The 18,359-nt window shown below is 52.8% G+C and carries 14 protein-coding genes; 12 read left to right on the top strand and 2 right to left on the bottom strand.

Annotated elements, in window-relative coordinates; genetic code table 11:
- Positions 1–46 precede the first annotated feature (46 nt).
- The 6 genes from hscB to sseB all read left to right on the top strand — a co-directional run bounded on the left by hscB (position 47) and on the right by sseB (position 5,304).
- A complete protein-coding gene (gene hscB, locus C0K55_RS02410) occupies positions 47–562 on the top strand; it encodes a co-chaperone HscB (RefSeq protein ID WP_000384411.1) in 516 nt (171 codons plus the stop codon).
- A 16-nt stretch (positions 563–578) separates the two neighbouring features.
- On the top strand, positions 579–2,429 hold the full coding sequence (gene hscA, locus C0K55_RS02405; RefSeq protein ID WP_001516878.1) for a Fe-S protein assembly chaperone HscA: 1,851 nt from the start codon (positions 579–581) through the stop codon (positions 2,427–2,429).
- A 1-nt stretch (position 2,430) separates the two neighbouring features.
- Positions 2,431–2,766: an ISC system 2Fe-2S type ferredoxin gene (gene fdx / locus C0K55_RS02400; protein ID WP_001124467.1), complete on the top strand. Its 336-nt coding sequence runs from the start codon at positions 2,431–2,433 to the stop codon at positions 2,764–2,766.
- Positions 2,767–2,777: 11 nt separating this feature from the next.
- Positions 2,778–2,978 carry a Fe-S cluster assembly protein IscX gene (gene iscX / locus C0K55_RS02395; RefSeq protein WP_000523616.1) on the top strand — a complete coding sequence of 67 codons (201 nt, stop codon included), beginning with the start codon at positions 2,778–2,780 and terminating at the stop codon, positions 2,976–2,978.
- Between the two features lie 58 nt (positions 2,979–3,036).
- On the top strand, positions 3,037–4,320 hold the full coding sequence (pepB, locus tag C0K55_RS02390; RefSeq protein ID WP_000133530.1) for an aminopeptidase PepB: 1,284 nt from the start codon (positions 3,037–3,039) through the stop codon (positions 4,318–4,320).
- A gap of 207 nt (positions 4,321–4,527) precedes the next feature.
- Entirely contained in the window at positions 4,528–5,304 is a 777-nt protein-coding gene (gene sseB / locus C0K55_RS02385; protein WP_010378943.1) for an enhanced serine sensitivity protein SseB, read from the top strand.
- Between the two features lie 31 nt (positions 5,305–5,335).
- Here sseB and timP read toward each other — a convergent pair whose 3' ends face one another.
- Together timP and sseA are read right to left on the bottom strand one after the other, a co-directional pair.
- A complete protein-coding gene (gene timP, locus C0K55_RS26860; protein ID WP_242664687.1) occupies positions 5,336–5,461 on the bottom strand; it encodes a small toxic inner membrane protein TimP in 126 nt (41 codons plus the stop codon).
- Positions 5,462–5,604: 143 nt separating this feature from the next.
- On the bottom strand, positions 5,605–6,450 hold the full coding sequence (gene sseA, locus C0K55_RS02380) for a 3-mercaptopyruvate sulfurtransferase (RefSeq protein WP_105266344.1): 846 nt from the start codon (positions 6,448–6,450) through the stop codon (positions 5,605–5,607).
- Positions 6,451–6,656: 206 nt separating this feature from the next.
- Between sseA and yfhM the strand changes: the two genes are divergently transcribed.
- The 6 genes from yfhM (at position 6,657) to ispG (ending at position 18,252) form a co-directional block, all read left to right on the top strand.
- The gene (yfhM, locus tag C0K55_RS02375) at positions 6,657–11,615 is read left to right on the top strand and encodes an alpha2-macroglobulin (protein ID WP_105266345.1); all 4,959 of its coding nucleotides are present in this window, start codon (positions 6,657–6,659) and stop codon (positions 11,613–11,615) included.
- Positions 11,616–13,928: a peptidoglycan glycosyltransferase PbpC gene (gene pbpC / locus C0K55_RS02370; protein WP_105266346.1), complete on the top strand. Its 2,313-nt coding sequence runs from the start codon at positions 11,616–11,618 to the stop codon at positions 13,926–13,928.
- Positions 13,929–14,076: 148 nt separating this feature from the next.
- Positions 14,077–14,508: a nucleoside-diphosphate kinase gene (gene ndk / locus C0K55_RS02365; RefSeq protein ID WP_000963841.1), complete on the top strand. Its 432-nt coding sequence runs from the start codon at positions 14,077–14,079 to the stop codon at positions 14,506–14,508.
- A gap of 149 nt (positions 14,509–14,657) precedes the next feature.
- Positions 14,658–15,812 (top strand): bifunctional tRNA (adenosine(37)-C2)-methyltransferase TrmG/ribosomal RNA large subunit methyltransferase RlmN, encoded by a 1,155-nt coding sequence (locus C0K55_RS02360; protein WP_000003330.1) that lies wholly within the window; start codon positions 14,658–14,660, stop codon positions 15,810–15,812.
- Between the two features lie 284 nt (positions 15,813–16,096).
- On the top strand, positions 16,097–17,107 hold the full coding sequence (gene rodZ / locus C0K55_RS02350; RefSeq protein WP_085449145.1) for a cytoskeleton protein RodZ: 1,011 nt from the start codon (positions 16,097–16,099) through the stop codon (positions 17,105–17,107).
- Positions 17,108–17,133: 26 nt separating this feature from the next.
- The gene (gene ispG / locus C0K55_RS02345; RefSeq protein WP_000551807.1) at positions 17,134–18,252 is read left to right on the top strand and encodes a flavodoxin-dependent (E)-4-hydroxy-3-methylbut-2-enyl-diphosphate synthase; all 1,119 of its coding nucleotides are present in this window, start codon (positions 17,134–17,136) and stop codon (positions 18,250–18,252) included.
- The last annotated feature ends 107 nt before the right edge of the window (positions 18,253–18,359 follow it).

Here is an 18,359-nt window from a genome sequence, read left to right as displayed (position 1 = left end):
TACCTGATTCGCCGTCATTGCGGCGGATCGCAGCCCTGAGAATGTTATGGATTACTTCACCCTCTTTGGCTTGCCTGCCCGTTATCAACTCGATACCCAGGCATTGAGCCTGCGTTTTCAGGATCTACAACGTCAGTATCATCCTGATAAATTCGCCAGCGGAAGCCAGGCGGAACAACTCGCCGCCGTCCAGCAATCCGCAACCATTAACCAGGCATGGCAAACGCTGCGTCATCCATTGATGCGGGCAGAATACCTGCTTTCGCTGCACGGTTTTGATCTTGCCAGCGAGCAGCATACAGTGCGCGACACCGCGTTCCTGATGGAACAACTGGAGCTGCGCGAGGAGCTGGACGAGATCGAACAGGCGAAAGACGAAGCGCGGCTGGAAAGCTTTATCAAACGCGTCAAAAAGATGTTTGATACCCGCCATCAGTTGATGGTTGAACAGTTAGACAACGAGGCGTGGGACGCGGCGGCGGATACCGTGCGTAAGCTGCGTTTTCTCGATAAACTGCGAAGCAGTGCCGAACAACTCGAAGAAAAACTGCTCGATTTTTAATTTCTGGAAGCTAAACATGGCCTTATTACAAATTAGTGAACCTGGTTTGAGTGCTGCGCCGCATCAGCGTCGTCTGGCGGCCGGTATTGACCTGGGCACAACCAACTCGCTGGTGGCGACAGTACGCAGCGGTCAGGCCGAAACGTTAGCCGACCATGAAGGCCGTCACCTGCTGCCGTCTGTTGTTCACTATCAACAGCAAGGGCATTCGGTGGGGTATGACGCGCGTACTAATGCAGCGCTTGACACAGCCAACACCATTAGTTCTGTTAAACGCCTGATGGGGCGCTCGCTGGCTGATATCCAGCAACGCTATCCGCATTTGCCTTATCAATTCCAGGCCAGCGAGAATGGTCTGCCGATGATTGAAACGGCGGCGGGACTGCTGAACCCGGTGCGCGTTTCTGCGGACATCCTCAAAGCACTGGCAGCACGGGCAACTGAAGCCCTGGCAGGCGAGCTGGATGGTGTGGTTATCACCGTTCCGGCGTACTTTGACGATGCCCAGCGTCAGGGCACCAAAGACGCAGCGCGTCTGGCTGGCCTGCATGTCCTGCGCTTGCTCAACGAACCGACCGCTGCGGCTATCGCCTACGGGCTGGATTCCGGTCAGGAAGGTGTGATTGCCGTTTATGACCTCGGCGGCGGGACTTTTGATATTTCCATTCTACGTTTAAGTCGCGGCGTGTTTGAAGTGCTGGCGACCGGCGGTGATTCTGCGCTCGGTGGTGATGACTTCGACCATCTGCTGGCGGATTACATTCGCGAGCAGGCGGGCATTCCTGACCGTAGCGATAACCGCGTTCAGCGTGAACTGCTGGATGCCGCCATTGCGGCCAAAATCGCTCTGAGCGATGCCGATTCCGTGACTGTTAATGTTGCGGGCTGGCAGGGCGAAATCAGCCGTCAACAATTCAACGAACTGATCGCACCACTGGTTAAACGAACCTTACTGGCCTGTCGTCGCGCGCTGAAAGACGCGGGCGTTGAGGCTGATGAAGTTCTGGAAGTGGTGATGGTTGGCGGTTCTACCCGTGTGCCGTTGGTGCGTGAACGGGTGGGCGAATTTTTCGGTCGTCCGCCACTGACCTCCATCGACCCGGATAAAGTTGTCGCCATTGGCGCGGCGATTCAGGCTGATATTCTGGTGGGTAACAAGCCGGACAGTGAAATGCTGCTGCTCGACGTGATCCCCCTGTCGCTGGGCCTTGAGACTATGGGCGGCCTGGTGGAGAAAGTGATCCCACGTAATACCACCATTCCGGTGGCCCGCGCCCAGGATTTCACCACCTTTAAAGATGGTCAGACGGCAATGTCTATCCATGTTATGCAGGGTGAGCGTGAACTGGTGCAGGATTGCCGCTCGTTGGCACGTTTTGCGCTGCGTGGGATCCCGGCGTTACCGGCTGGCGGTGCGCATATTCGCGTAACGTTCCAGGTCGATGCCGACGGTCTTTTAAGTGTGACGGCGATGGAGAAATCCACCGGCGTTGAGGCGTCTATTCAGGTCAAACCTTCTTATGGTCTGACCGACAGCGAAATCGCCTCAATGATTAAAGACTCAATGAGCTATGCCGAGCAGGACGTAAAAGCCCGTATGCTGGCTGAACAAAAAGTCGAAGCGGCGCGCGTACTGGAAAGTCTGAACGGCGCGCTGGCTGCGGATGCCGCGCTGTTAAGCACCGCAGAACGTCAGGTCATCGACGATGCCGCTGCTCACCTGAGTGAAGTAGCGCAGGGCGATGATGTTGACGCCATCGAACAAGCGATTAAAAACGTAGACAAACAAACCCAGGATTTCGCCGCTCGCCGCATGGACCAGTCGGTTCGTCGTGCGCTGAAAGGCCATTCCGTGGACGAGGTTTAATATGCCAAAGATTGTTATTTTGCCTCATCAGGATCTCTGCCCTGATGGTGCTGTTCTGGAAGCTAAGAGCGGTGAAACCATTCTCGACGCTGCGCTGCGTAACGGCATCGAGATTGAACACGCCTGTGAAAAATCCTGCGCTTGCACCACCTGCCACTGTATCGTTCGTGAAGGTTTTGACTCGTTGCCGGAAAGCTCTGAGCAGGAAGACGACATGCTGGACAAAGCCTGGGGGCTGGAGCCGGAAAGCCGTTTAAGCTGCCAGGCGCGCGTCACCGATGAAGATTTAGTGGTCGAAATTCCGCGTTACACTATCAACCATGCGCGTGAGCATTAACAGAGGTTAGTATGGGACTTAAGTGGACCGATAGCCGCGAAATTGGCGAAGCACTGTACGATGCGTATCCCGATCTCGACCCGAAAACGGTTCGATTCACCGATATGCATCAGTGGATTTGCGATCTGGAAGATTTCGACGACGACCCGCAGGCATCTAACGAGAAAATCCTCGAAGCGATTTTGTTAGTCTGGCTGGACGAAGCTGAGTGAATAAACGGGCTGCCTGGGGGTAGCCCGTTTTGCTGTTAAACAAATAAGGATAACTAAAATGACAGAAGCGATGAAAATTACCCTTTCTTCCCAACCTGCTGATGCGCGTTGGGGAGAAAAAGCGACTTACAGCATTAATAATGATGGCATTACCCTGCACCTGACCGGGGCTGACGATTTGGGGCTGATCCAGCGTGCGGCGCGCAAGATTGACGGTCTGGGCATTAAGCATGTTCAGTTAAGTGGTGAAGGCTGGGATGTGGATCGTTGCTGGGCGTTCTGGCAGGGTTACAAAGCGCCTAAAGGTACGCGTAAAGTCGAGTGGCCGGAGTTGGACGATGCACAACGCCAGGAACTGGATAACCGCCTGATGATCATCGACTGGGTGCGTGACACCATCAACGCACCGGCTGAAGAACTGGGGCCATCACAACTGGCGCAGCGTGCTGTTGATCTGATCAGCAACGTTGCGGGCGATCGTGTGACTTACCGGATCACTAAAGGCGAAGATCTGCGCGAGCAGGGTTATATGGGGCTGCACACCGTTGGACGCGGATCAGAACGTTCCCCGGTATTGCTGGCGCTGGACTATAACCCAACGGGCGATAAAGAAGCGCCGGTATACGCTTGCCTGGTAGGCAAAGGCATCACCTTTGATTCCGGCGGTTACAGTATCAAACAGACCGCGTTTATGGACTCGATGAAGTCCGATATGGGCGGTGCTGCAACGGTTACCGGAGCGCTGGCATTTGCTATTACGCGCGGTCTGAATAAACGCGTGAAACTGTTCCTCTGCTGTGCGGATAACCTGATCAGCGGCAACGCGTTCAAACTGGGCGATATCATCACCTATCGCAACGGTAAAAAAGTCGAAGTGATGAACACCGATGCGGAAGGGCGACTGGTGCTGGCAGATGGCCTGATTGATGCCAGCGCGCAGAAACCGGAACTGATTATTGATGCTGCGACCCTGACCGGAGCGGCGAAAACCGCGCTGGGTAATGATTATCACGCACTGTTCAGTTTTGACGATGCGCTGGCAGGGCGTTTGCTGACGAGTGCCGCGCAGGAGAATGAACCATTCTGGCGTCTGCCACTGGCGGAGTTCCATCGTAACCAGTTACCGTCAAACTTTGCCGAACTTAACAATACCGGAAGCGCGGCTTATCCGGCAGGGGCGAGTACGGCGGCGGGCTTCCTGTCGCACTTTGTTGAGAACTATCAGCAAGGTTGGCTGCACATTGACTGCTCAGCGACTTACCGTAAAGCGCCGGTTGAGCAGTGGTCTGCGGGCGCGACCGGGCTGGGTGTGCGCACGATTGCCAATCTGTTAACTGCGTAATCTTTTATGCCGGATGCGGTTCAAGCCACATCCGGTTTTTTTATCAGACCGTTGGCAAAGTGCATTTGTTCATGCTGGATGCGGCGTAAACGCCTTATCCAGCCTACAAAGTATTGCAAATTCAACAAATTGCGATTCACTTGTAGGCCTGATAAGCGTAGCGCATCAGGCACTTGCGCCCAGAACGTTGAATGAATTGTGGTTCTTATGTCCGAAACAAAAAATGAACTTGAAGACCTGCTGGAAAAAGCAGCAACCGAACCGGCACACCGTCCGGCCTTTTTCCGTACGCTACTGGAATCCACTGTCTGGGTGCCGGGTACAGCGGCGCAGGGCGAGGCAGTAGCTGAAGATAGTGCACTTGATTTACAGCACTGGGAAAAAGAAGATGGCACCAGCGTCATTCCTTTTTTCACCTCGTTAGAAGCACTTCAACAGGCGGTTGAAGACGAACAAGCATTTGTCGTGATGCCCGTTCGCACGCTGTTTGAGATGACCCTTGGTGAAACGCTCTTCCTTAATGCAAAACTGCCCACCGGCAAAGAGTTTATGCCGCGTGAAATCAGTTTGCTGATCGGTGAAGAGGGAAACCCACTGAGCAGTCAGGAAGTGCTGGAAGGTGGCGAGTCGCTGATATTATCGGAAGTCGCAGAGCCGCCAGCACAAATGATTGATTCGCTCACCACCTTATTTAAAACCATTAAGCCGGTGAAGCGCGCTTTTATTTGTTCAATTAAAGAAAGCGAAGAGGCACAACCTAATTTGCTTATTGGTATTGAAGCAGATGGCGATATCGAAGAAATTATTCAGGCGGCGGGAAGTGTGGCGACCGATACGTTACCGGGCGATGAACCTATCGATATTTGTCAGGTGAAAAAAGGGGAAAAAGGAATTAGCCACTTTATTACCGAACATATTGCGCCATTCTATGAACGTCGCTGGGGTGGATTCCTGCGTGATTTTAAACAGAATCGGATAATATAAAATATGCCGCCCCAAAGGGCGGCATTCGGGCTTACTTGCTGCACTGAAGGTTGTTAGCCACCAGTAAATTATTACCAGAGAAACTCCGGTTATTATTTACCTGGGAAAACAGCGCACCAGAAACAATAAGTACGATACAAAAGCACCGTATCTTCATTGTGCGATCCATGCGAAGACCGCATCACGACAGCACCACTGGCGATATTGCCGCGATAGCAAGCGCTGTGAAGCACCTGCGTTGCTTATGCAACACAAGTCAATCTGCTGGAAAGGCCGCGAACCAGACCAGCAATAAAAAGCTTATATCACTGGCTCGACCGGCAAATCTGCCCGTGCCCCCCATTCACTCCATGCACCGTCGTACAGTTTTATGTTTGGTACATCCAGCGTAGCGAGTGCCAGCAACACGACGGCTGCCGTTACGCCAGAACCGCAACTGACAATAATCGGTTTGTCATAGCTGACGCCGCGTCCAAAAAATATTGTATCCAGTTCATCGGTCGTCTTCAGTTCACCTTCGCGCACCAACTCCGTCCACGGAACATTCAGCGCGCCGGGAATATGCCCACGACGTAAACCTGGGCGAGGTTCATCAACTTCAGCATTAAAACGCGCTGCCGGTCGGGCATCAATAATTTGCGCCGTTTTTTCATGGCTTGCCAATAACACATCGGTCACTTTCACCACGGCTTCCAGGTTAAACGCGGTGTTAAACTCCCCTTCCGGCAATACCACCGCGCCCTCTTCTAACAGAAGACTATCGCGCTGCCAGCCCGCCAGTCCACCGCCCAGAATCGACACTTTCTCCACGCCAAAAGTGCGCAGCATCCACCATGCGCGCGGTGCAGAGAAAAGGTTACCTTCATCATAGACAATCAGATGTTTGTCCTGATTAACGCCCAGTTCACGCATTGCCACTGCGAATGTTTCCGGGCGTGGCAGCATGTGCGGAAGCGGGGAAGTGTGATCGGAAAGTGCTTCGATATCGAAAAATACTGCGCCGGGGATATGTCCATTGAGATATTCCTGGGCAATGTCACGATCTTCCTGTCCGGGCGGTGCCATACGGGCATCAATAATCTGAATTTCCGGATCATCTATATGTTCAGCGAGCCAGTCGGCTCCTACAAACCATGTCGTGGACATAGGCATCTCCATTTTTGCCGGGGTTAAGCTAAATTGTCGGATGTTTGCCGAAAAGCGACAAGCAAAAGAGACTGATTTGGCTGTCTGAGCCACATTTCTCACTAAAATTCGGATTCTGTAGGCGTGATAGTGAATTACATAACGTCATTTCTCACGCATAATAATTATTCGATGTTGCTAACGGGCCATTGTGGCAGGGATGAGAGATGAAAAAGTTACGCATAGCCGCCTGCATGTTAATGCTGGCGCTGGCAGGGTGCGACAACAACGATAACGCGCCAATAGAGGTGAAAAAAGACGCGTCCTCAGAAGTTGCTAAAGACACATCGTCGGGAAATACGAATTCTGCAAAAACCTCCGCGGTGGAGCGACAAAAACTGGCACAACAGAGTGCCGGTAAAGCACTGACATTGCTGGATCTCTCTGAAGTACAACTCGATGGCGCAGCCACGCTGGTGCTGACTTTCTCCATCCCCCTCGACCCGGATCAGGATTTCTCGCGTGTTATCCATGTCGTCGATAAAAAGAGCGGCAAAGTGGATGGTGCCTGGGAGCTATCAGATAATCTCAAAGAGCTACGCTTGCGCCACCTTGAACCTAAACGTGATTTGATCGTCACTATTGGCAAGGAGGTCAAAGCTCTCAATAACGCAACCTTCAGTAAAGATTACGAAAAAACGATTTCTACCCGCGATATCCAACCCAGCGTCGGTTTTGCCAGCCGTGGTTCGCTGCTGCCCGGGAAAGTCGTTGAAGGGCTGCCGGTAATGGCGCTCAACGTTAATAATGTCGATGTTAACTTCTTCCGTGTGAAGCCTGAATCTCTGCCTGCTTTCATTAGCCAGTGGGAATACCGCAATTCGCTGGCGAACTGGCAATCGGACAAACTATTGCAGATGGCTGATCTGGTCTACACCGGGCGTTTTGATCTCAATCCTGCGCGTAACACTCGTGAAAAATTATTGCTGCCGCTGGGCGATATCAAGCCGCTTCAGCAGGCGGGCGTGTATCTGGCGGTGATGAATCAGGCCGGACGTTACGATTACAGTAATCCGGCTACGTTGTTTACGTTAAGTGATATTGGCGTATCGGCCCACCGTTATCACAATCGTCTGGATATCTTTACCCAAAGCCTGGAAAACGGCGCGGCCCAGCAAGGAATTGAAGTCTCGCTATTAAATGAGGAAGGGCAAACGCTGACTCAGGCGACCAGTGATGCACAGGGCCATGTGCAACTGGAAAATGACAAAAACGCGGCACTGCTGCTGGCGCGTAAAGACGGTCAGACAACGTTGCTTGATTTAAAACTTCCGGCGCTGGACTTAGCGGAATTTAACATTGCAGGCGCGCCAGGCTACAGCAAGCAGTTCTTTATGTTTGGCCCGCGCGATCTTTATCGCCCTGGCGAAACGGTAATTCTCAATGGGTTATTGCGGGATGCGGACGGTAAAATGTTACCGGATCAACCTGTCAAACTGGACGTGATTAAACCCGACGGGCAGGTTCTTAGGAGCGTCGTTAGTCAGCCGCAAAATGGCCTCTATCACTTTACCTGGCCACTCGATAGCAGTGCGCCAACAGGCATGTGGCATATCCGCGCTAACACGGGCGATAACCAGTATCGAATGTGGGATTTCCACGTCGAAGATTTCATGCCTGAGCGTATGGCGCTGAATCTGAGTGGCGAGAAAACGCCGTTAACGCCGAAAGATGAGGTGAAATTCTCTGTGGTGGGTTACTACCTGTACGGAGCGCCTGCTAACGGTAATACCTTGCAGGGGCAGCTTTTCCTGCGGCCACTGCGTGAAGCGGTTGCTGCATTACCCGGTTTCGAATTTGGTGATATTGCTGCCGAAAACCTTTCCCGATCATTGGATGAAGTCCAGTTGACGCTGGATGATAAAGGGCGCGGCGAAGTTTCTACAGAAAGTCAGTGGAAAGAAACACATTCTCCATTGCAGGTTATTTTCCAGGGGAGTTTACTGGAATCCGGCGGCCGCCCGGTGACGCGCCGTGTTGAACAGGCTATCTGGCCTGCGGATGCGTTGCCAGGGATCCGCCCGCAGTTCTCGTCAAAATCGGTTTACGATTACCGCACTGACAGCACGGTAAAACAGCCCATTGTTGATGAAGACAGTAACGCTGCTTTTGATATCGTTTATAGCGATGCACAGGGCGTGAAAAAAGCCGTGTCGGGCTTGCAGGTGAGACTGATTCGTGAACGTCGTGATTACTACTGGAACTGGTCGGAAGATGAAGGCTGGCGGTCGCAGTTTGATCAAAAAGATCTGATCGAAAATGAGCAAACACTGGATCTGCAAGCGGGTGAAACCGGCAAAGTGAGTTTCCCGGTAGAGTGGGGCGCTTATCGTCTGGAAGTCAAAGCGCCGAATGAAGCGGTCAGTAGCGTGCGTTTTTGGGCCGGATATAGCTGGCAGGATAATAGCGATGGTAGCGGTGCGGTACGACCAGACCGTGTCACGATGAAACTGGATAAAGCCAGTTATCGACCTGGCGATACGATCAAGTTGCATATTGCTGCGCCAACGGCGGGTAAAGGCTACGCGATGGTCGAGTCCAGTGAAGGGCCGCTGTGGTGGCAAGAGATTGATGTCCCGGCACAAGGGCTGGATTTGACGATTCCGGTCGATAAAACCTGGAATCGACATGACCTCTATTTAAGTACGCTGGTGGTTCGTCCGGGAGATAAATCTCGTTCCGCGACGCCAAAACGTGCGGTTGGCGTGTTGCATTTGCCGCTTGGCGATGAAAACCGTCGCCTCGATCTGGCGTTGGAAACACCAACAAAAATGCGCCCCAATCAGCCATTAACCGTGAAAATCAAAGCCAGCAATAAAAATGGTGAGATGCCAAAACAGGTGAATGTGCTGGTGTCGGCCGTTGATAGTGGTGTGCTGAATATCACTGATTACGTTACACCAGATCCGTGGCAGGCATTCTTTGGTCAGAAACGTTATGGTGCTGATATTTACGATATTTACGGTCAGGTTATTGAAGGTCAGGGACGTCTGGCAGCGCTGCGCTTTGGTGGCGATGGCGATGAGCTGAAACGCGGGGGTAAACCGCCCGTGAACCACGTCAATATTGTTGCGCAACAGGCACAGCCGGTAACGCTCAATGAACAGGGGGAAGGCACGGTTACGCTACCCATTGGCGATTTTAATGGTGAGCTACGAGTCATGGCGCAGGCCTGGACAGCGGATGACTTCGGCAGCAGCGAAAGTAAAGTGGTTGTTGCCGCACCGGTGATAGCGGAACTGAATATGCCACGCTTTATGGCCAGCGGCGATACCTCGCGTCTGACGCTGGATATCACTAATCTTACCGATAAACCGCAAAAACTGAACGTTGCTCTGACCGCCAGCGGTTTACTTGAACTGGTGAGTAACTCGCCCGCAGGCGTTGAATTAGCGCCAGGCGTGCGAACTACGCTGTTTATCCCGGTACGCGCACTGACGGGCTATGGCGATGGCGAAATTCGGGCCACCATTAGCGGGTTAGTGTTACCGGGTGAAACCGTTGCCGATCAGCATAAGCAGTGGAAAATTGGCGTCCGTCCGGCATTCCCGGCACAAACGGTCAATTATGGTACGGCGTTGCAGCCTGGTGAAACATGGGCGATGCCAACTGATGGATTGCAAAACTTCTCGCCTGTTACGCTGGAAGGACAGTTGTTGTTGAGCGGCAAACCACCGCTGAACATTGCTCGTTATATTAAAGAGTTAAAAGCGTATCCTTACGGATGTCTGGAGCAAACCACCAGCGGCCTGTTCCCGTCACTTTATACCAATGCCGCCCAGCTACAGGCATTGGGTATCAAAGGCGACAGTGATGATAAACGCCGTGCGGCAGTTGATATTGGCATTTCGCGTTTGCTGCAAATGCAACGTGATAACGGCGGCTTTGCGCTGTGGGATAAAAACGGTGACGAAGAGTACTGGCTGACTGCCTACGTGATGGATTTTCTGGTTCGCGCAGGTGAGCAGGGTTACAGCGTGCCGACAGAAGTCATTAACCGGGGAAATGAGCGTCTGCTGCGCTATTTACAAGATCCGGGCATGATGTCGATTCCGTATGCGGATAACCTCAAAGCCAGCAAGTTTGCCATACAGTCTTATGCTGCGCTGGTACTGGCACGGCAGCAAAAAGCACCGCTGGGTGCACTGCGTGAAATCTGGGAGCGTCGTGCAGATGCTGCTTCGGGTTTGCCACTGTTGCAACTTGGCGTTGCGCTGAAAACGATGGGCGATGCGATGCGTGGTGAAGAAGCGATTGCACTGGCGCTGAAAACGCCGCGCAATGATGAGCGGAAATGGCTGGGCGATTACGGTAGCCCACTGCGCGACAACGCGTTGATGCTCTCCTTGCTGGAAGAGAACAAACTATTGCCAGATGATCAGAACACCTTATTGAACACGCTTTCGCAGCAGGCGTTTGGTGAACGTTGGCTATCAACTCAGGAAAGTAACGCGTTGTTCCTGGCTGCCCGTGCGATTCAGGATTTACCGGGCAAATGGCAGGCGCAAACGTCTTTCTCTGCCGCACCTCTGACAGGCGAGAAAGCGCAAAACAGCAATCTGAATAGCGATCAACTTGCAACTTTGCAGGTAACCAACAGTGGCGACCAACCGCTATGGCTGCGTGTGGATGCCAGCGGTTATCCGCAGTCTGCACCGCTTCCAGCGAATAATGTTCTGCAAATTGAGCGCCATATATTAGGTACTGATGGTAAGAGCAAGTCTCTGGACTCGTTGCGTAGTGGCGATCTGGTGCTGGTCTGGTTGCAGGTAAAAGCCAGTAACAGCGTGCCGGATGCGCTGGTGGTTGATTTGTTGCCAGCGGGTCTGGAACTGGAAAACCAGAACCTGGCGAACGGCAGCGCCAGTCTGGAACAAAGTGGTGGCGAAGTGCAAAACTTGCTCAATCAAATGCAGCAAGCGAGCATTAAGCACATTGAGTTCCGTGACGATCGCTTTGTGGCCGCGGTTGCCGTTGATGAATATCAACCGGTAACGCTGGTATATCTGGCGCGGGCGGTAACGCCGGGAACGTATCAGATGCCGCAGCCGATGGTGGAATCGATGTATGTTCCCCAATGGCGGGCGACGGGTGCGACTGAAGATTTGCTGATTGTCAGACCGTAAATGCCTCGTCTGTTAACAAAACGCGGCTGCTGGATAACGCTGGCAGCCGCGCCTTTTATCATCATTCTGGCGGCGTGGGGAGCAGATAAACTCTGGCCTCTGCCGCTACATGAAGTCAATCCCGCACGCGTGGTTGTGGCGCAGGACGGTACGCCACTGTGGCGCTTTGCTGATGCAGATGGTATCTGGCGTTATCCGGTAGCAATCGAAGATGTTTCTCCACGTTATATTGAAGCACTGATTAATTACGAAGATCGCTGGTTCTGGAAGCATCCTGGCGTAAACCCGTTCTCGGTGGCGCGCGCAGCCTGGCAGGATCTGACTTCTGGTCGGGTTATCTCTGGCGGTAGCACGCTCACCATGCAAGTGGCGCGTCTGCTTGATCCTCACCCCAAAACGTTTGGCGGCAAGATTCGTCAGCTCTGGCGCGCGTTTCAACTGGAGTGGCATCTGTCTAAACGTGAAATTCTGACTTTGTATCTTAATCGCGCCCCGTTTGGCGGTACGTTGCAGGGAGTTGGGGCAGCAAGTTGGGCTTATCTTGGGAAATCGCCTGCAAATTTAAGCTATTCCGAGGCAGCAATGCTGGCGGTATTACCGCAAGCACCCAGTCGGCTGCGCCCGGATCGCTGGCCGGAGCGTGCCGAGGCTGCGCGTAATAAAGTGCTCAAACGGATGGCAGTGCAAGGTGTATGGTCCCGTGAGCAGGTAAAAGAGTCAATCGAAGAACCTGTCTGGCTGGCACCCAGACAGATGCCAAAACTGGCACCGCTGTTTTCGCGGATGATGCTCGGTAAAAGTAAAAGCGACAAAATCGTTACTACACTGGATGCAGGCCTTCAGCGGCGTCTGGAAGAACTGGCGCTAAACTGGAAAGGACGATTGCCGCCGCGCAGTTCACTGGCGATGATCGTGGTTGATCATACTGATATGCGTGTTCGCGGCTGGGTAGGATCGGTTGATCTCAATGATGATTCACGCTTTGGTCATGTCGATATGGTTAATGCGATCCGATCGCCGGGATCGGTGCTTAAACCGTTTGTCTATGGTCTGGCGCTGGATGAGGGATTGATCCATCCGGCATCGTTGTTGCAGGACGTCCCCCGACGCACCGGCGATTATCGACCAGGTAACTTTGATAGCGGATTTCATGGCCCGATCAGCATGAGCGAGGCGCTGGTGCGCTCGCTGAACTTACCCGCCGTGCAGGTGCTGGAAGCCTATGGTCCGAAACGGTTTGCGGCAAAGCTGCGTAACATCGGGTTACCGCTGTTTCTGCCCAACGGTGCTGCGCCGAATCTGTCGCTCATTCTCGGCGGCGCAGGTGCAAAACTGGAAGATATGGCAGCAGCGTATACCGCTTTTGCTCGCCGCGGTAAGGCAGGTAAATTGCGCTTACAGCCTGACGACCCCCTGCTTGAACGCCCCTTAATGTCGCCGGGGGCTGCGTGGATCATCCGCCGGATCATGGCTGATGAAGCGCAACCCTTGCCGGATGGCGCTTTGCCGCGCATCGTACCACTGGCATGGAAAACTGGCACCAGTTATGGCTATCGAGATGCATGGGCGATAGGTATAAATGCTCGCTATATCATCGGTATCTGGACCGGCAGGCCGGACGGTACGCCTGTTGTTGGTCAGTTTGGCTTTGCCAGCGCCGTACCGCTGTTGAATCAGGTCAATAATATCTTACTGTCGCGCAGTGCAAATCTGCCAGAAGACCCACGTCCGAACTCTGTAAGCCGTGGTGTTATCTGCTGGCCGGGCGGGCAGTCTTTGCCGGAAGGTGACAGTAACTGTCGGCGTCGCTTGGCAACCTGGTTACTGGATGGAAGCCAGCCGCCAACTCTGTTACTGCCGGAGCAGGAAGGGATTAATGGCATACGTTTCCCTATCTGGCTGGATGAAAATGGCAAACGAGGCGCCGCCGATTGTCCACAGGCGCGACAAGAAATGATAAATGTCTGGCCGCTACCGCTGGAACCCTGGCTGCCTGCTCCGGAACGCCGGGCTGTGCGTTTGCCTCCGGCATCGACAATATGCCCGCCATACGGTCGCGATGCTCAACTCCCGTTGCAACTAACAGGAGTACGTGATGGCACCATTATTAAGCGATTACCTGGCGCTGCTGATGCTTCTTTGCCTGTGCAAACCAGTGGTGGCGCAGGTGAACGCTGGTGGTTTCTTAATGGTGAGCCGTTAACTGAACGTGGGCGTAACGTTACGCTGCGTTTGAGTGAAAAAGGCGATTATCAATTACTGGTGATGGATGAAATGGGGCAAGTAGCGACGGTGAGATTTTCCATGCAGTAGTCTGTTTCACGACGGTTTGTTGCTTAAGCTCGGTTTATTTTAAAAAAATGTTACCTTCATCAATAGTCAACGGCCTTGTTGCTCATTATAATCCGCGCCATCTCGTACGCTGGTACAGACAACAACAGAACAATTTACAGAGGTAAAAATGGCTATTGAACGTACTTTTTCCATCATCAAACCGAACGCGGTAGCAAAAAACGTCATTGGTAGTATCTTTGCGCGCTTCGAAGCTGCAGGGTTCAAAATTGTCGGCACTAAAATGCTGCACCTGACCGTTGAACAGGCTCGTGGTTTTTATGCTGAACACGATGGAAAACCGTTCTTTGATGGTCTGGTTGAGTTCATGACCTCTGGCCCGATCGTGGTTTCTGTGCTGGAAGGCGAAAATGCGGTTCAGCGTCACCGCGATCTGCTCGGCGCAACCAACCCGGCAAATGCGCTGGCGGGTACTCTGCGTGCTGATTACGCTGACAGCCTGACTGAAAACGGCACCCACGGTTCTGATTCCGTAGAATCTGCCGCTCGCGAAATCGCTTATTTCTTCGGTGAAGGCGAAGTGTGTCCGCGCACGCGTTAATAATTTCGTAAATGCCGCGTGCAAACGTGGCATCCGTGCGCCAGAATTTGTACAATGCAGCGCCCCCGGACGAGCAGCCGCTCACCGGGGCGTTTCTTTTTTCAACCCTCCAGGGGCCATAACGTGTAATAACGAGGCCGGAATAGCATATGTCTGAACAATTAGTCACACCTGAAAACGTCACCACGAAAGATGGGAAAATCAACCTGCTGGATCTCAACCGTCAGCAGATGCGGGAGTTTTTTAAAGAGTTAGGTGAAAAACCCTTCCGCGCCGATCAGGTGATGAAGTGGATGTATCATTATTGCTGCGACAACTTTGATGAGATGACCGACATCAACAAAGTGTTGCGCGGCAAGCTGAAAGAGGTGGCGGAAATCCGCGCACCGGAAGTGGTTGAAGAACAGCGCTCATCTGACGGCACCATTAAATGGGCGATTGCCGTGGGCGATCAGCGCGTCGAAACGGTGTATATCCCGGAAGATGACCGAGCCACACTTTGTGTCTCTTCGCAGGTAGGGTGTGCGCTGGAGTGTAAATTCTGTTCCACCGCCCAGCAGGGCTTTAACCGTAACCTGCGGGTGTCGGAAATTATCGGCCAGGTGTGGCGGGCGGCGAAAATCGTCGGCGCAGCAAAAATCACCGGTCAGCGCCCAATCACTAACGTTGTTATGATGGGCATGGGCGAGCCGCTGCTTAACCTGAACAATGTGGTTCCGGCGATGGAAATCATGCTCGATGACTTTGGCTTTGGCCTGTCTAAACGCCGCGTGACGCTCTCTACTTCGGGCGTGGTTCCGGCGCTGGATAAACTGGGCGATATGATTGACGTTGCACTGGCAATCTCTCTGCATGCACCAAATGATGAAATTCGTGACGAAATTGTACCGATCAATAAAAAGTACAATATCGAAACTTTCCTTGCTGCGGTGCGCCGTTATCTGGAGAAATCCAACGCTAACCAGGGCCGTGTTACTATCGAGTACGTGATGCTCGACCACGTTAATGACGGTACTGAACACGCGCACCAACTGGCGGAGCTGCTGAAAGATACGCCGTGTAAGATCAACCTGATTCCGTGGAACCCGTTCCCGGGTGCGCCGTATGGTCGTAGCTCGAACAGCCGTATCGATCGCTTCTCAAAAGTACTGATGAGCTACGGTTTCACCACCATTGTGCGTAAAACCCGTGGTGATGATATCGACGCCGCTTGTGGCCAGTTAGCGGGAGATGTCATCGACCGTACTAAACGTACTCTGCGTAAACGGATGCAGGGTGAAACCATCGACATTAAAACGGTCTGATAGCCATTACGCCACGGTTACTTTATGTACCGTGGCGTAATGTTTTATGAATGTCGCATTAAGTTGCAATTGTCTGATCAATATTAACGGTGCGTTTTTGCTGACTTTAAGGCAGTATGTAACGATGCAACAGTAAGTTAGCTTTGATTCACGTGGGCTTTGTCACGAGCACACAGACAGTCTTATACTGTATGATAAAGGTTAACCTTACAGATGTTTCGCGGTGTGGGTGGGCGTGATGGTTCACCGGCATCCCAATTCTCATTTAAACGTACCTGCAGCGAATGAATACTGAAGCCACGCACGACCAAAATGAAGCACTTACCACCGGCGCTCGCTTGCGTAATGCCCGTGAACAAATTGGACTTAGCCAGCAAGCCGTTGCCGAACGACTTTGTTTGAAGGTTTCCACGGTACGCGACATTGAAGAAGATAAGGCACCAGCCGATCTTGCTTCAACATTCTTGCGCGGGTATATCCGCTCTTATGCGCGTCTGGTCCATATTCCAGAAGAAGAACTGCTGCCAGGGCTGGAAAAGCAGGCACCTCTGCGGGCCGCAAAAGTTGCGCCGATGCAGAGTTTCTCCCTCGGGAAGCGACGTAAAAAACGCGATGGCTGGTTGATGACCTTTACCTGGCTGGTTCTGTTTGTAGTGATTGGCCTGAGCGGTGCCTGGTGGTGGCAGGATCACAAAGCCCAGCAGGAAGAGATCACCACGATGGCTGATCAATCTACCGCGGAATTGAATAATAACCAGAGCCAGAGTGTACCGTTAGATACGGCTACTGATCAGAACAGTACCGCTACGTCGCCATCGGCGGCGGAGACCACCGTTACGAACACGCAAGCGCCAGCCGTGACGACGCCAGTTCCTGCTGTAGATCCACAGCAGAACGCGGTTGTTCCTCCTTCACAGGCGAATGTTGATACTGCGGCCACTACTACACCGGCGGCTCCGGTTGCAACAACGACGCCAGATGCCGCAGCACCATTGCCAACCGATCAGGCTGCTGTAACAACGCCAGCGGCTGATCCTAATGCACTGGTCATGAACTTTACCGCCGATTGCTGGCTGGAAGTTACCGATGCTACCGGTAAAAAACTGTTCAGCGGGATGCAACGTAAAGGCGGTAATTTGAATTTAGCCGGTCAGGCACCGTATAAACTGAAAATTGGTGCGCCAGCCGCAGTGCAGATCCAGTATCAAGGGAAACCTGTCGATCTGAGTCGTTTTATCAGAACTAACCAGGTTGCGCGTCTGACCCTAAATGCCGAACAATCACCGGCGCAGTAACAGACGGGTAACGCGGGAGATTTTTCATGCATAACCAGGCTCCAATTCAACGTAGAAAATCAACACGTATTTACGTTGGGAATGTGCCGATTGGCGATGGTGCTCCCATCGCCGTACAGTCCATGACTAATACGCGCACGACGGATGTCGAAGCGACGGTCAATCAAATCAAGGCGCTGGAACGTGTCGGTGCCGATATCGTTCGCGTCTCTGTACCGACGATGGACGCTGCAGAAGCGTTCAAACTTATCAAGCAGCAGGTTAATGTGCCGCTGGTGGCCGACATCCACTTCGACTATCGCATTGCGCTGAAAGTGGCGGAATATGGCGTTGATTGCTTGCGCATTAACCCTGGTAATATCGGCAATGAAGAGCGTATTCGCATGGTGGTTGACTGCGCGCGCGATAAAAACATTCCGATTCGTATTGGCGTTAACGCCGGATCGTTGGAAAAAGATCTGCAAGAAAAATATGGCGAACCGACGCCGCAGGCGCTGCTGGAATCCGCTATGCGTCATGTTGATCATCTCGATCGCCTGAACTTTGATCAGTTCAAAGTCAGCGTGAAAGCGTCTGACGTCTTCCTGGCCGTGGAGTCTTACCGTCTGTTGGCAAAACAGATCGATCAGCCGTTGCATCTGGGTATTACCGAAGCCGGTGGCGCACGTAGCGGGGCAGTGAAATCCGCTATTGGTTTAGGTCTGCTGTTGTCGGAAGGCATTGGCGATACGCTGCGCGTATCACTGGCGGCAGATCCGGTTGAAGAGATCAAAGTCGGTTTTGATATTTTGAAATCGCTGCGGATCCGTTCGCGCGGGATCAACTTCATTGCCTGTCCGACCTGTTCTCGTCAGGAATTCGACGTTATTGGTACGGTCAACGCGCTGGAGCAGCGTCTGGAAGATATCATCACCCCGATGGACGTTTCTATCATCGGCTGTGTGGTGAACGGTCCTGGCGAGGCGTTGGTTTCCACGCTTGGCGTCACGGGCGGCAACAAGAAAAGCGGCCTTTATGAAGATGGCGTGCGCAAAGACCGTCTGGACAACAACGACATGATCGACCAGTTGGAAGCACGCATTCGTGCAAAAGCCAGCCAACTGGACGAAGCGCGTCGAATTGACGTTCAGCAGGTTGAAAAATAATAACGTGATGGGAAGCGTCTCGCTTCCCGTGTATGATTGAACCCGCATGGCTCCCGAAATATTGAGGGAAGCGTTGAGGGTTCATTTTTATATTCAGAAAGAGAATA

It is taken from the genome of Escherichia sp. MOD1-EC6098 (assembly GCF_002965865.1).
In the GTDB taxonomy this organism is placed as follows: Bacteria; Pseudomonadota; Gammaproteobacteria; order Enterobacterales; family Enterobacteriaceae; genus Escherichia; species Escherichia marmotae.
The sequence above is the reverse complement of the archived record's forward strand: the minus strand, read 5'-3'. Positions and strand labels throughout refer to the sequence as shown.

Excerpts from the sequence above, each read along its gene's own strand:
- timP (WP_242664687.1), bottom strand. The coding sequence starts at position 5,461 with ATGAAGATACGGTGCTTTTGTATCGTACTTATTGTTTCTGGTGCGCTG.
- iscX (WP_000523616.1), top strand. The coding sequence starts at position 2,778 with ATGGGACTTAAGTGGACCGATAGCCGCGAAATTGGCGAAGCACTGTAC.
- sseB (WP_010378943.1), top strand. The coding sequence starts at position 4,528 with ATGTCCGAAACAAAAAATGAACTTGAAGACCTGCTGGAAAAAGCAGCA.
- fdx (WP_001124467.1), top strand. The coding sequence starts at position 2,431 with ATGCCAAAGATTGTTATTTTGCCTCATCAGGATCTCTGCCCTGATGGT.
- pepB (WP_000133530.1), top strand. The coding sequence starts at position 3,037 with ATGACAGAAGCGATGAAAATTACCCTTTCTTCCCAACCTGCTGATGCG.
- hscB (WP_000384411.1), top strand. The coding sequence starts at position 47 with ATGGATTACTTCACCCTCTTTGGCTTGCCTGCCCGTTATCAACTCGAT.
- sseA (WP_105266344.1), bottom strand. The coding sequence starts at position 6,450 with ATGTCCACGACATGGTTTGTAGGAGCCGACTGGCTCGCTGAACATATA.
- yfhM (WP_105266345.1), top strand. The coding sequence starts at position 6,657 with ATGAAAAAGTTACGCATAGCCGCCTGCATGTTAATGCTGGCGCTGGCA.
- C0K55_RS02360 (WP_000003330.1), top strand. The coding sequence starts at position 14,658 with ATGTCTGAACAATTAGTCACACCTGAAAACGTCACCACGAAAGATGGG.
- rodZ (WP_085449145.1), top strand. The coding sequence starts at position 16,097 with ATGAATACTGAAGCCACGCACGACCAAAATGAAGCACTTACCACCGGC.
- ispG (WP_000551807.1), top strand. The coding sequence starts at position 17,134 with ATGCATAACCAGGCTCCAATTCAACGTAGAAAATCAACACGTATTTAC.
- pbpC (WP_105266346.1), top strand. The coding sequence starts at position 11,616 with ATGCCTCGTCTGTTAACAAAACGCGGCTGCTGGATAACGCTGGCAGCC.
- hscA (WP_001516878.1), top strand. The coding sequence starts at position 579 with ATGGCCTTATTACAAATTAGTGAACCTGGTTTGAGTGCTGCGCCGCAT.
- ndk (WP_000963841.1), top strand. The coding sequence starts at position 14,077 with ATGGCTATTGAACGTACTTTTTCCATCATCAAACCGAACGCGGTAGCA.